This window comes from Agrobacterium sp. SOY23 (genome assembly GCF_027212525.1).
Taxonomy (GTDB): domain Bacteria; phylum Pseudomonadota; class Alphaproteobacteria; order Rhizobiales; family Rhizobiaceae; genus Agrobacterium; species Agrobacterium tumefaciens_I.
Genome location: NZ_JAPWDT010000011.1, coordinates 41076 through 54389, shown reverse-complemented (window position 1 = coordinate 54389; position 13314 = coordinate 41076). Strand labels below are relative to the sequence as shown.

Sequence of the window (13314 nt, the reverse complement as noted above, 5' to 3'; positions counted from 1 at the left end):
CCATGAAGACCGTCGCTTTTCTCGGGTTGGGACATATGGGCCTGCCGATGGCCGCCAATCTCGTCAAGGCAGGTTACACCGTCAGGGGATATGATCTTGCCGAAGCCTGCCGTGCGGCGGCGAAGGAGGCCGGCATTCCCGTGGCAGTGGATTCTGCCGAAGCGACCGACGCGGTGGATGTGATCATCACCATGCTGCCGAAGGGCGAACATGTCGTTTCGGTCTATGGCGATCTGGTTCGAAAGGTCTCCGCCGGAACGCTGCTCATCGATTGCTCGACGGTGGATATGGAAAGCGCGCTGAAGGCGCATGAACTGGCCGCTTCCGCCGGCTGCCCCTCGGTCGATGCCCCCGTATCCGGCGGCACGGGTGGCGCTGCGGCCGGCACCCTGACCTTCATGTGCGGCGGCGAGCCGGAGGCTTTCGCGGCGGCAAAGCCCGTGCTGGAGGCAATGGGCAAGAAAATCGTGCATTGCGGCAAGGGCGGCAACGGCCAGGCGGCGAAGATCTGCAACAACATGATCCTCGGCATTTCCATGATCGCGGTTTCCGAAGCCTTCGTGCTCGGCGAAAAACTCGGGCTTTCGCATCAGGCGCTGTTCGATGTTGCCTCCACCTCTTCGGGACAATGCTGGTCGCTCACCACCTACTGCCCGGTGCCGGGACCGGTGCCGACATCGCCCGCCAACAAGGATTACCAGCCCGGATTTGCGGCGGCCTTGATGCTGAAGGATTTGAAGCTGTCGCAGGCGGCGGCCAATGGCACGGGTGTTTCCACCCCGCTTGGGGCTGCGGCGTCGGCGCTTTATGAAAGCTTCGTCGGCGAAGGCGGTGGCGGGCGTGATTTCTCCGCCATTGTCGAGATGCTGCGCGGAGGCGAAGCATGATGGAGGCCACGTCGTCCGATATTCTGTGGGTGCCGTCGCGGGCAAGGCTGGTAGGCTCGGCGCTTTTTGCTTTCGCGGCGAAAACCGCGCCGTTGCACGGGCTGGCCGCCGATGATTATGCTGGCCTGCTGCGCTGGTCCATCAACGCGCCGGACGCCTTTTACGATGCGCTGTGGGACGAGCTCGGTATCATCGGCACGCGTGGCGAAACGGCCTTCAAAGCCGGTGCGGCGATCCGGGATGCCGAGTTTTATCCCGGCGCACGGCTCAACTATGCCGAAAACCTGCTGCGCGATGCCGATGAGCGTCTTGCCATCATCGCCCATCGCGATGATGGCACACGGCGTGAGATAAGCCGCAGGGCGCTTTATGACGAGGTGTCCCGCATGGTGCAGGCGCTGGTTCATGCGGGCGTGCAGGAAGGCGACCGCGTCGGTGCGATCGTCACCCACGATATCGAAGCGATTGTCAGCTATCTGGCCGTGAGCGCCATCGGGGCCATCTGGTCCTCCTGTTCGCCGGATTTCGGCCCGGCAGGTGCCTCCGATCGCCTGTCGCAGATTGATCCGAAAATCCTCATCGCCGTGCCGGAATATGGTTATGCCGGCAAACGCATCGATGTCGGCCCGACCATCCGCGCCGTGGCGGAAAGTGCGGCTCCTGAAAAGATCGTGCTGATCGGTGACGCCGTTCCCGAAAGCCTTGCCGATCTCGCCTGTGTGACGCTTTCGGATTTCGTCGCGCCCTATAAGGCGGGGGAGATTGCCTTTAACCGTCTGCCCGTGAAGGCGCCGTTGGCGATCCTTTATTCCTCGGGCACGACAGGCAAGCCGAAATGCATCACCCATTCCGGTGGCGGGCTGCTTCTTCAGCACATGAAGGAACAGAAGCTGCAATGCGATATTCAGGAGGGAGAGGGCTTTTTCTATTTCACCACCTGCGGCTGGATGATGTGGAACTGGCAGGTCTCCGGCCTGGCGCTCGGCGCTACGCTCGTCACCTATGACGGCAATCCCGGTTATCCGACGCCCGGGCGGCTCATCGATCTCATCGATGCCGAACGGATCGCGACCTTTGGAACCTCGGCGAAGTTCATCGATGCCTGCCTGAAGGCCGGGCTGAAGCCGCGTGAAAGCCACGATCTGTCTTCGCTGAGGGCCATTCTCTCGACCGGCTCGCCGCTCATCCCGCAATCCTTCGATTATATCTATCGCGAATGGAAGGCGGATGTGCATCTTGCCTCCATTTCCGGCGGCACGGATATCTGCGCCTGTTTCCTCGGCGGCAATCCGTTGCAGCCGGTTCATCGCGGTGAATTGCAGGGCGCGATGCTCGGCATGGATATCGATACGCTGGATGATGAAGGACATTCCGTTCGCGGTGTCGCGGGCGAACTCGTCTGCCGCAATGCCCATCTCTCCATGCCGGTCAAATTCTGGGGCGATGAGGATGGTTCACGGTATCAGGCCGCTTATTTCGATCGTTTCCCCGGTATCTGGGCGCATGGCGATTTCGCCGAAATGCGCCCATCCGGCGGATATGTCATCCATGGACGTTCGGACACGACGCTCAATCCGGGCGGGGTGCGCATCGGCACAGCCGAAATCTACCGCCAGGTGGAGACCGTGCCTGATGTCGAGGAGGCCATTGCCGTCGGGCAGGATATTGATGGAGACCAGCGGGTCATCCTCTTCCTGCGCATGAGGGGCGGCGTGGCCCTGACGGAGGAACTGGAAAAGACCATCCGCAGCCGTATCCGTTCCGGCGCCACGCCGCGGCATGTGCCGGCAAGGATCATCGCCGTCAGCGCCATTCCCCGCACCCGTTCCGGCAAGATTTCCGAAATCGCGGTGCGCGATACCATCCATGGTCGGCCGGTGAAGAATGCCGATGCACTCGCCAATCCCGAAGCGCTCGAACTTTTCCGCAACCTGCCGCAGCTGAAGGACTAGGCCGATGGAGGATCAACCAAAAACCGTGCTGGTCACGGGTTCCACCAGCGGCATCGGGCTCGCCATCGCCAAACGTTTTGCTGAAGCCGGGTATCTGGTCGCCGTCCACGGCGTGGAAACGGCGGAGGAGGGCGCGCAGGCCCTTGAGGCGGTTGCGAAAGTGGCGCGGCATCGGCCGGTCTATTTTTCCGCCAACCTTGCGAATTACGATGAAAGCGCGCATCTGCCGGAAACCGTCATCGCCGAACTCGGCCGTATCGATGTGCTGGTCAACAATGCCGGCATCCAGAAGGTTGCGCCAATCGACGAATTCGATTTTGCCGATTTTTCCCGCATCGTCGCGATCTCGCTCGACAGCGCTTTCCACACGATCCACGCTGCCTTGCAGGGTATGAAGGAAAGGGGCTGGGGCCGCATCGTCAATATCGCCTCTGCCCATGGTTTGCGGGCTTCGCCCTTCAAGGGGCCTTATGTGGCGACCAAACATGCGGTAGTGGGCCTGACAAAAAGCGTGGCGCTGGAAGTGGCCGAACTCGGCATTACCTGCAACGCCATCTGCCCCGGTTATGTCTGGACCCCGCTGGTCGCAGCCCAGGTGGCCGATCAGGCGCGGGTGCATGGCATGAGCGAGGAAGAGGTGGTGAAAAAGGTGATGCTGGCGCCGCAGCCGACGAGACGTTTCGTGCAGCCGGAGGAAGTGGCGGAAATGGCGCTTTATCTCGCAGGCGATATGGCGCGCTCCATCACCGGCACGACGATTTCCATCGATGGCGGCTGGACGGCGAAATAATTTTCACGCGTCTGCCCTCGGCGAACCGTCTCGCTGCCTTCCGGCATTGTTAGGCGATTTCAATTCTGTATAGTTTTCGTGTGCGGCGGAGTAAGCGCCGTGTTCACGGAAAAACGGCATGATGAACACAGGGTCTTTTGAAGCGCCGCTGGCGCGATCGCGCTTCGATACGCGCCAGGTGCCGAAACGTGACGCCATGGGCTTGTGGCGGGATTCTATCAACGTGCTGTTCGATGCCCGGCTGCGCCGTTCGCAGGATGACGGTTTCTTCGCCAGCGTGGACGCCGCTTTCATCGGCAATGTCGCGCTTGGCCGCACGCAATCCTCCGCGCAGGATTTTGATCGCTCGCGCAATAAGCTTGCCCGCGACGGCATGGACGGTTTTCTCCTGCAATTTTATGCCAGCGGGCAAAGCATGTCGCGGCGCGGATCGGGCGAGACCGCCGGCCCGGGAGATCTCTACATCATCGATATGGCGCAACCGCTCGCCACCGCGACGACCGATCACGATCATCTGAGCCTCGTTGTGCCGCGCCGGTTGCTGGAGGGCAGGCTTATCGGTTCCGGCAATCATCATGAACGTGTGCTGCCGGCCGGTCTGCCGCTGGTGTCGCTCCTGCGGGAAACGATGACGAGCATCTACCTCCATTTTGACGTCATGAACGCGAATGACGGCGCAGCCACGGTTTCACCGCTTCTGGAACTCGCCACGGCGGCCATCAACAACCATGTCCGGGAAGATAATGCGCAGGGCGTTCAGCGTGCGCTGCGGGCCTCCATCCGGCGTTACATCGACAATCACCTTCTCGATCCCGCCCTTTCGGTGGAACGGGTGATGGGCGAATTCGGCGTGTCGCGGCGTACGGTCTACCGGCTCTTCGAGCCGCTTGGCGGGTTTTCGGCCTGCATCACCCATCGGCGTCTCGAGCGCGCCATGGATTTCCTGCGGGCACCGCAATCGGGCCATATGACGATTGCCGAGGTGGCGGCCGCTTATGGTTTCACCAATCCGGAAAATTTCAGCCGCGTCTTCAAGAAGACCTTCGGCCTCTCACCGCGCCAGATGCGGCATTTTGCGTCGGAAAACCGTGACGTCACGTCGGATATTCTGAAGCCCGATAGCGCGGAATGGACACGCTGGATCGTGCAGCTCGGCCGCTGATCACGCCTAGTCGGGCTCGATCTGACACTTCATGACGGTTTCTTGGCACAATTCGACCATTCGCTGCGGTTGCGCCGCAACGGGGATGCACCTGTCCTCCAGACGTGCCAAACAGGAGACGTTATTTTTATCGATATATTGCCTGACAATCATGATGCTGAAAATTCCTGCTTTCCCCGACCTGTGGCGCGGATGGCGCCATGCGGTGAAAAAATATCTTTCTTTTTCGGGCACCGGATTTCATGCGGCGACGTCGCCCCTGCCTTCGGCGAATTCCGATAACCTCCCAGACGACCCATGGGAAACGGATGGAGCACGCCCGCCGGTCTCCTGGCTCGGCCTCGGGCAAAGCTTTAGCGCGGTGGATGTGGCAGGCTGCGACGGCTCGGAGAGGTCTCGGTTACCGACCGAGTGCGGCTAAAGTCGTTCTCCGGTGGTCTGGAACAAAACAATGACCCCGGGAATTAGATCAACAGGGTCACAGGGAGTGAACGACATGGCCAGAGAAAATTCCAGCTATCTCGACGGTCGGGATGCTCCGAAAAGCGAAACGACAACGCGTGCGCGGCAGGGGTCGCGCGGACGTCCCGTCCTTGTCATTCTGATCGTCAGTGTGCTTCTTGCATTGGTGGTTTGGGCCGTTGTCGAATATTCGGTTTTCGAACCCGACGAGAACCTGCCGCAGAACCCGCAGACCGAGACTGCGCCCGTGCCGCAGCAGCCCTCCGGATCCGGAAGCTTCGACAATAATCCGGCGAATGGCCGCGCCCAGCCGCCGTCATCGACAGAGTCAAATCCCGCGCCGCAGGATTCGACCGGAGCGCCGAAAAACCCGTGACCACCATGGCGTGAAGTTTTTTCGCGCCGATGATAATTTTCATGGAACCAGATTGCGCCCGATTTCATTTCACGCAAAGTGACAGGAATCGGGGGTTTCATTCATGGCAGTCACCGTCACTGCAGTTGTTCTCACGCTGATCGGTCTTGCACTGTTCGGTTTTGGCTCTCAGCTCGTCATGCTGGGCGGGAGCTTTTATTACGTGCTTTCCGGACTGGCCTTTCTGTTGACGGCCATTCTGCTGTTCAAGCGCAATCGCGCAGCCCTTCACGTCTATGCCGTCTTCATTGTCGCCACACTCGCCTGGGCCATCTGGGAAGTCGGCTTCGACTGGTGGCAGCTTGGCCCGCGCGGCGGCATCATCATTCTCATCGGCCTCTGGCTTCTGGCTCCAGGGGTCAGAAAGCCGCTTGGTTTTTCGAGCCCGACCGGGCTTAGCTACGGGCCGAATGCGTGGCCGCTTGCCCTTTCCGTGCTCGCCTCCATCGTCGTGGCGGGATATTCCATGGCGCAGGATCCGCACGATACGGCAGGTTCCCTGCCCCAGGAAACCGCCTCGGCTACGCCCCCCTATGGCGGCAACGTGCCTGACGGTGACTGGCATCAATATGGCCGCACACCCTATGGCCAGCGTTATTCGCCGCTGACCCGGGTCAATGTCGACAATGTCTCGCAGCTCAAGGAAGCCTGGCGTTACCAGACGGGCGATGTGAAGCTGCCCGATGATGTGGGTGAAACCACCTATCAGGTGACGCCGCTCAAGATCGGCAACACGCTTTATATCTGCACGCCGCATAATTGGGCGATTGCCATCGATGCCGCCACCGGCAAGGAAAAATGGAAATACGACCCGAATGTCGGTCTTAATCCGGACCGCCAGCATCAGACCTGCCGCGGCGTTTCCTATTATGCCGAGCCGAATGCCGCTGAAGGCACGGCCTGCGCCGAGCGCGTCTACCTGCCGACCTCGGATGCGCGGCTGATCGCGCTCGATACCGCCACCGGTCAGGTCTGCACCTCCTTTGCCGATCAGGGTGTGCTGCATCTGGAACAGGGCATGAAATACAATCCTGCCGGCTATTATTATTCGACCTCGCCCCCCGTCATCGTGGCGGGCAAGATCATCATCGGGGGCGCGGTGAACGACAACTATTCCACGCAGGAGCAGTCCGGTGTCATCCGCGCTTTCGATGTGAACAGCGGCGCGCTCGTCTGGAACTGGGATTCCGGCAACCCGGCGAAAACCGAACCGATTGCGGCGGGTGAAACCTACACCACCAATTCGCCCAACAGCTGGTCGGTCTTCAGTTATGATGAAGGCCTCGGCCTCGTTTATATCCCGCTCGGCAATCAGGTGCCGGACCAGCTCGGCATGGGCCGCAGCGAGAATGTGGAGAAATATTCCTCCTCCATCGTCGCGCTGGATATCAACACCGGCAAGGATCGCTGGGTGCGCCAGACGGTTCATCACGATCTCTGGGACATGGACGTGCCGGCCCAGCCGGTGCTGCTCGACATCACCAAGGACGGCCAGACCGTGCCGGCCCTCGTCGGCCCCACCAAGCAGGGCGATATCTACGTTCTCGACCGGCGCACCGGCGAGCCGCTTCTGCCAATCACCGAAGAGCCCGCGCCAGGCGGCGCCATCCCGGAGGATTTCACCTCTCCGACGCAGCCGACGACGGCCTTGTCCTTCAAGCCGGAGCCGTTGCAGGAAAAGGACATGTGGGGCGTCTCCATGTTCGACCAGCTTGCCTGCCGTATCCGCTTCCATCAGCTGAACTACAAGGGCCGCTATACGCCGCCTTCGCTCACCGGCTCGATCATCTATCCCGGCAATTTCGGGACCTTCAACTGGGGCAGCGTGGCGGTCGATCCCGAACGCCAGGTGATGTTCGGCATGCCGACCTATCTTGCCTTCACTTCGCAGCTCGTGCCGCGCGCCGACATTCCGCCGAAGGGTCAGGACGAAAAGGGTAGCGAACAGGGCCTGAACCGCAATGACGGCGCGCCCTACGGCGTGTTCATGGGTCCGTTCCTCGGTCCGCTGCAGATTCCCTGCCAGGCCCCGCCATGGGGTTATGTCGCGGGTGCTGACCTGCGCACCGGCGATATCGCCTACAAGCACAAAAACGGCACGGTCCATGACATGACGCCGCTGCCGCTGCCCTTCAAGGTGGGTGTGCCGGGCATTGGCGGGCCGATGATCACCAAGGGGGGCGTCGCCTTCCTCGGTGCGGCCGTCGACAACTACCTGCGCGCCTATGACCTGACGACCGGCAAACAGCTTTGGGAAGCGCGCCTGCCGGCCGGCGGCCAGGCAACGCCGATGACTTATGCGCTGGATGACGGCAAGCAATATGTGGTGATGGTTGCGGGTGGCCACGGCTCCGTCGGAACCAAACCGGGCGACTATGTGATCGCTTATACCCTGCCGTAATCTCTGCAGGTTTCAAGATACAAAAAACCGGAATGGGCGACCATTCCGGTTTTTGCTGCGAAGGAGGGTATTAAGCCGCCTTTTTCTCGGCGGCGGCGTTAACCGAAGTCTTGGCGAGCGCGGTCAGCGCATCATCGGTTTTCGCTTCTTCCTTGAGCGTGGCATCCAGCAACGAAACTGCTTTCGTGTGGCCCAGCTTTTCCGCCCATGCCTTCAGCGTGCCGTAACGGGCGATCTCATAGTGCTCGACCGCCTGTGCCGAGGAAACCAGACCGGCGTCGAGGGCGGGCGTGCCCTTGAAGTCCTCCATGATTTCCTCGCCCTCGGCGATGATGCCCTGAATGGCTTCGCAGGTCTTGCCCTGCGCCCGCTTGCCGATGATCTCGAACACCTCCTGCAGGCGTTCGACGTGCCCCTGGGTTTCTTCCTTGTGTTTTTCAAAAGCCTGTTTCAACTTCGGATCGGTCGCCGCCCGTGCCATCTTCGGCAGGGCTTTCAGGATTTGCCGTTCGGCGTAATAGATATCTTTCAGCGTGTCGTAGAACAGATCATCGAGTTTCTTCTCGGCCATTGGTCCTTCTCCCATGTGTGAAAATACATGATGTGCGCCCATGCGCACGGGAGACAAACCCTTTGCTGCGCCCATGGTTCCGGCTCGGTTGCGCGCAACGTTTATATTGCCGCGCGGAACCAAGACGCCTCTGCGAACTTAGTGTGAAGAAATTTCGGGAGGAGACGCGACAGTGCCCCAGAGCCTTGCAGAAGAATTTTCCATGAATATCTCCATCCCCTTCGAGGTGCTGCTGGTGCGTGTGTTCGGCGCGGTCATCCTGTGCGGCCTGATCGGTCTGGAGCGGGAGTTTCACAAGAACACCGCCGGCCTGCGCACCAACATGCTGATCGGCCTTGCCGCCGTCACCTTCTGCGTCATCACCATTCACATGATGGAGACGATGGCGGAAGGCCATGAGGCCGCACGGCTCGATCCCATCCGCCTGGTGGAGGCGGTGACGGCGGGCATCGCCTTTCTCGCGGCGGGTGTGGTCGTTTATACTAGGGGCGATGTCAAAGGCCTGACGACGGGCGCCAGCATGTGGCTTTCGGCGGCAATCGGCCTCTCGGCCGGTCTTGGCATGTGGCCGCTTGCTTTTCTTGCTTCGGGAATGGGCATTGTCGTCCTGTGGACGCTGCGCCGCATACAGGTGGCGGCGGGCATCAAGGAGGAATGAACGACATCAGCCGAAGCGGAAAAAATCGGCGTCGGGGTCCTTGCCGCCATTGATGGCGGCGGCCACGATTTCAGCGGCGATCTGGCTGAAGGTGATGCCGTTGCCGCCGAAACCCATCACGGCATAGACGTTGTTCATTCCGGGCACCGCACCAATCAGCGGCAGGCCGGTGGTGGTCGAGCCGAAGGCCGCCGCCCAGCGATATTCCGGCTTTCCCATATCGATACCGAGAAGCTTCTCGATCTTGCGGCGGATCAACTCCGCCTTGACGGCGAGCTTGCGCTCCGACTGGTAGGCGGTGGGGTTTTCCTCGTCCTCGCCTCCGGCGATCATCCGCCCCTCCCGGTCGGTGCGCAGGTAGAGATAGGGATCGGAGGCCTCCCAGATGATATGGTTCTCCAGCCAGTCGGGGAGGTCCAGCCCCTTTCTGCTCGCCAGCGCCCAGGTGGAAACGATCTGGTGTTTCGGGCTCTCCAGCATTTTCAGGAATTCATAGCCGGTGCAGAAAACGACATTGCGTGCGGAAAGGATTTTGCCGCCGGCGGTGGCGAGGACAACCTCGTCGCCGAGGTTTCTGAGATCGGTGATTTCAAGCTGCGAGACGATTTCGGCGCCGGTGCCCGCCGTGTGGCGCAGCAGGCCGGCCGTCAGCTGCGCGGGATTGGCGGAGGCCGAAATATCGCTGAGGATGGCCGCGGTCCGGTGCATGCCGTATTGATCTCTCAGCTCCGCGGCGGTGAGAAAGCGGGCCTCGATGCCCGCTTCCTTCCGGGCTGCCGCTTCAGCCTTCAACGCGCGCGATCCCATTTCGTCTCCCGCCAGATAAAGGGCCTGTTTGCGCCTCATGCTGCAGGAGATGCCGAGCGAAGAAGCGATTTCCTCCAGCCGCAGGACGGCGCGGGCGGAACGCTGCCATGCCCTGTCGGCCGCATCCTTGCCGATCATCTTTCTGAGCTGCGTCAGCGGCGTGTCTATTTCGTGCTGGATCATCGCGGTGCTGGCAACGCTGCTGCCCATTACCGGCTCGCGCCGGTCGACGATCAGCATGGATTGACCCGGCCGTTGCAGGGCATGGGAGACCAGCGCGCCGCTGATACCGGCGCCGACCACGATCGTGTCGTAATGGTCTGCTTCCGGCGTGTGCCTGCTGCGGACGCCGATGCGCGGCGTATCCACCCACACGGGCTTTGAATCCCTGAGGTCGCGTTCTTTCGTCAGTTCCGATGTCGGCATGAAATCATCCTGAAAGGTCTCACGGCTCGGTATAGCCGGCGACATTGATGGTGACTGTTGCGCTGCGGGGATCGTTGCGGAAGAAAAGCGTGCCGGTGTCGCGAGACTCCGAGGCGACGTAATCGAACGTCACATCAGCGCTCTCCAGCGTCGCACCGTTTTGCTGCAGGTCGCCGCGCACCTGCACCTGCGCCGCCGTCGTCATGGAAAGGTTGCGGATATCGAACCGCACCCGGTATTGCCCGGCCTGCGCCTCCACACCGGTAACGGCGATTTCGAAACGGGCATCCTCCGGCCTGTAGCGATAAATGTCATAACCGATCCAGCCGAGCATGGCGGCGACAAGAAGGGTGCAGATGGCGCCCGTCAGCCATTCCACCCAGTGGGGCTCGGGGCTTTCCATATGTCTACGGCCCTTGGATATCGTCATCTTGTCCTCACAGGATCAGCCGGGCAGAAGCCGCGCCGATCGACGCGGGAACGCCAAGAATGACGGCGGCATTCATGATCTGCGACAGCGAGGTGTGGTCGAGGCGCTCGAAGGTCCAGAGCGTATAGATGCTGATGGCGATAGCGATGACATAGCCGGGCAGGGTGAAGCGGATGAAGGATTGCCACCACTTCTGCCCTTCGTGCAGCTGATGTGAGCCCTTGAAGTGAAGCGCATAAACGAAGCCATGCATGATGGCGATCGACAGCAGGCAAAGCGCCAGAATGTGATAGGGCGTCACCTTGTAGGCGATCAGGATCATTTCCTCCGTCGGCGCGACATTGAGGCTGAGGAAAAGTGCGCCGACAACCATCATGAACAGTTCGTGCAGATAACCGGTCTCGCCGGAATATTCGCCCTGCTCCTCATCCTCTGTGTCGGAATGCTGACCAAGCTGGCTGCGCCCGAGTAGTGCGCCAATGCTGGCTGGAACGGATTGCAGCGCAATTTTGGCGACGATGTTGGAGGCTGTAATCTGATCGCTCAGAATGCCGAACAGCACGAGCACGGCGGCACTCACGGCGATGCCCAGCCCATAGGCCGTTATCGCGTCGCGCAGCGCCTGGCTCCAGGAGTGAACATTTTCGAAACCGATGCGGCGGGCGAGAAGAAGAAGAAGCGGCAGGTTGAGGATGCAGAGCAGGAGAAGCCGCCAGGAATTGGCGTAAAGGCCGAGAAACCACATTTCCATGGTCATCAGCATGGGCAGGGCAAACAGTAATGCACCCGCCGTGCCGCGCGCGAGACCGATCAGGAACCGTCTGACTTCGCCATCTTCCCCGCCTTTTCGATTGACCGCCACCGCCATGCCATCCCTTTCGTGCGAAGAGATAACGCAATGGCGTTTTTCCGGTTCCGTTCGTTTATTTCGCGGGATCGATGAGAGCGATGCCGAATTCCGGGCGATAGCTGCGCCGCAATTCCGCAGGTGTTTCGCGGATGACGACTTCCAGCGTCGGCCGCACCGTGCCCTTCAGAAAATGGCCGCCCTTCGTGGAGCCATCGGCAAAGCCCAGAACCACATGCAGGTGCGGATTGGGCGTATCGTTCTCGTCAAGGGTGATATCGCCGAGCAGACTCAGAACCTCGCTCTGGTCGGTGACCGGTATTTCCTTATAGTCCTTTGTCGAAAGATCGAAAAAGGCGAGCGTCGCCGTGGCGAAGGCACCGATTGCGGTAACCGAGGCGGCGTTGATGTTCTCGGCCCTGGCAAAGCGCCTGATGGCCTCGAAGGCTTCTTCCTCTGGATCGATGACGAGGATGAAGGTGCGTTCCGCGCCGCTTGCCAGCAATCTGCTTTTCATGTCTTCCTCCCAAATAGAAGTGCCGCCGGGAAACCGGCGGCACGAATATGATACGTGTCTTAAGCGGCGCGGCGTTCGTGGCGGCCTTCCTCGACCTCTTCCACAATCTTGGCGACGAAGGCATCGAGATCGTCAGGGCTGCGGGAGGTAATGATCCCCTTGTCGGTCACCACTTTTTCATCCTTCCAGTTGGCGCCGGCATTCTGGAGGTCGGTCTTGATCGACCAATAGGAGGTGGCGTCGCGACCACGCAGGGCGTCCGCTTCGACCAGCAGCCACGGCGCATGGCAGATGGCGGCAACCACCTTGCCGGATTTGATGAAATCGCGGACCACCCGCATCGCATCCTCGTCATGGCGCAGAACGTCCGGATTGATCTGGCCGCCGGGAAGAACCAGCGCGTCAAAATCTTCCGTTTTTACGGCCTTGGCGGGAAGGTCGACGGCGATGCTGTCGCCCCAGTCCTTCTTGTCCCAGCTCCTGATCTCGCCCTCCTTGATGGAGGCGATCTTGACGCTCGCACCTTTGGCCTTCAGCCGGTCATAGGGCACGCGCAATTCGGAACGCTCATAGCCGTCGGTTGCGAGAATGAGGATTTTTGCAGCGTTGATGGCAGTCATGTCTGTCTCCTTCTGGGTTCACTTGTCCTTGTCGGAATTCATGGAGGGTAGGAAAAATTCCACGTCCTTGAGGCGCTTCGCGTCGAGATTTTCGATATGCGTTTGCCAGAACCGTTCGGCTTCCGCCGGTTCGTGCTGCCATTGGCGCACGAAGGTCTTGTTGTCATCGATCATCACCTGACGCGTGCCGCCGAGACGCAAATATTCTTCCGCAAGTTTGCGAGTTTTGGTCTTTTCCATGTCGCGGCTCCTTGTGCGTGGAAAGCGGGAACGGAGGGGTGCCGGATGGGTAAGAAGCTCGGCTGCCATTTCGTTGGCCACCGGGAGAAAACGGAAAAATCCCGATGTTCTTCAGCGCCATCGCGTCCG

General features: G+C 60.6%; 15 protein-coding genes. 8 read left to right on the top strand and 7 right to left on the bottom strand.

Annotation, left to right across the window (positions count from 1 at the left end; genetic code table 11):
- Positions 1-2 precede the first annotated feature (2 nt).
- The 7 genes from mmsB (at position 3) to O3S81_RS24245 (ending at position 8069) form a co-directional block, all read left to right on the top strand.
- A complete protein-coding gene (gene mmsB / locus O3S81_RS24275; protein WP_269347329.1) occupies positions 3-887 on the top strand; it encodes a 3-hydroxyisobutyrate dehydrogenase in 885 nt (294 codons plus the stop codon).
- A complete protein-coding gene (locus O3S81_RS24270) occupies positions 884-2839 on the top strand; it encodes an acetoacetate--CoA ligase (RefSeq protein WP_269347327.1) in 1956 nt (651 codons plus the stop codon). The genes mmsB and O3S81_RS24270 overlap by 4 nt, the downstream gene beginning before the upstream one ends.
- A 4-nt stretch (positions 2840-2843) precedes the next feature.
- Positions 2844-3629: a 3-hydroxybutyrate dehydrogenase gene (locus tag O3S81_RS24265; protein WP_269347325.1), complete on the top strand. Its 786-nt coding sequence runs from the start codon at positions 2844-2846 to the stop codon at positions 3627-3629.
- A 118-nt stretch (positions 3630-3747) separates the two neighbouring features.
- A complete protein-coding gene (locus O3S81_RS24260; protein WP_269347323.1) occupies positions 3748-4791 on the top strand; it encodes a helix-turn-helix domain-containing protein in 1044 nt (347 codons plus the stop codon).
- Positions 4792-4822: 31 nt separating this feature from the next.
- The gene (locus O3S81_RS24255; protein ID WP_269347321.1) at positions 4823-5212 is read left to right on the top strand and encodes a hypothetical protein; all 390 of its coding nucleotides are present in this window, start codon (positions 4823-4825) and stop codon (positions 5210-5212) included.
- A gap of 75 nt (positions 5213-5287) precedes the next feature.
- A complete protein-coding gene (locus tag O3S81_RS24250) occupies positions 5288-5629 on the top strand; it encodes a hypothetical protein (protein ID WP_269347320.1) in 342 nt (113 codons plus the stop codon).
- A gap of 103 nt (positions 5630-5732) precedes the next feature.
- Positions 5733-8069, top strand: coding sequence for a glucose/quinate/shikimate family membrane-bound PQQ-dependent dehydrogenase (locus O3S81_RS24245; RefSeq protein ID WP_269347318.1), 2337 nt, complete (start codon positions 5733-5735; stop codon positions 8067-8069).
- A 70-nt stretch (positions 8070-8139) separates the two neighbouring features.
- On the opposite strand, the gene O3S81_RS24240 is transcribed toward O3S81_RS24245, so the two are convergent.
- Positions 8140-8640, bottom strand: coding sequence for a YciE/YciF ferroxidase family protein (locus O3S81_RS24240; protein WP_065657331.1), 501 nt, complete (start codon positions 8638-8640; stop codon positions 8140-8142).
- A gap of 172 nt (positions 8641-8812) precedes the next feature.
- On the opposite strand from O3S81_RS24240, the gene O3S81_RS24235 reads away from it, so the two are divergent.
- Positions 8813-9298, top strand: a complete 486-nt coding sequence (locus O3S81_RS24235; protein ID WP_035239298.1) for an MgtC/SapB family protein — start codon at positions 8813-8815, stop codon at positions 9296-9298.
- A 6-nt stretch (positions 9299-9304) separates the two neighbouring features.
- Here O3S81_RS24235 and O3S81_RS24230 read toward each other — a convergent pair whose 3' ends face one another.
- The 6 genes from O3S81_RS24230 to O3S81_RS24205 are packed head-to-tail and all read right to left on the bottom strand — an operon-like array spanning position 9305 to position 13185.
- Positions 9305-10531, bottom strand: a complete 1227-nt coding sequence (locus O3S81_RS24230; RefSeq protein WP_269347315.1) for an NAD(P)/FAD-dependent oxidoreductase — start codon at positions 10529-10531, stop codon at positions 9305-9307.
- 19 nt (positions 10532-10550) lie between these two features.
- A complete protein-coding gene (locus O3S81_RS24225) occupies positions 10551-10961 on the bottom strand; it encodes a TIGR02588 family protein (RefSeq protein WP_269347313.1) in 411 nt (136 codons plus the stop codon).
- A 7-nt stretch (positions 10962-10968) separates the two neighbouring features.
- Positions 10969-11829 (bottom strand): TIGR02587 family membrane protein, encoded by an 861-nt coding sequence (locus tag O3S81_RS24220; RefSeq protein ID WP_269347311.1) that lies wholly within the window; start codon positions 11827-11829, stop codon positions 10969-10971.
- Between the two features lie 55 nt (positions 11830-11884).
- Positions 11885-12325, bottom strand: coding sequence for a PPC domain-containing DNA-binding protein (locus O3S81_RS24215; protein WP_269347310.1), 441 nt, complete (start codon positions 12323-12325; stop codon positions 11885-11887).
- A 59-nt stretch (positions 12326-12384) separates the two neighbouring features.
- Complete coding sequence (locus O3S81_RS24210) at positions 12385-12945, bottom strand: type 1 glutamine amidotransferase domain-containing protein (protein ID WP_269347308.1); 561 nt, start codon at positions 12943-12945, stop codon at positions 12385-12387.
- Positions 12946-12963: 18 nt separating this feature from the next.
- Positions 12964-13185 (bottom strand): hypothetical protein, encoded by a 222-nt coding sequence (locus O3S81_RS24205; RefSeq protein ID WP_269347307.1) that lies wholly within the window; start codon positions 13183-13185, stop codon positions 12964-12966.
- Positions 13186-13314: the final 129 nt, after the last annotated feature.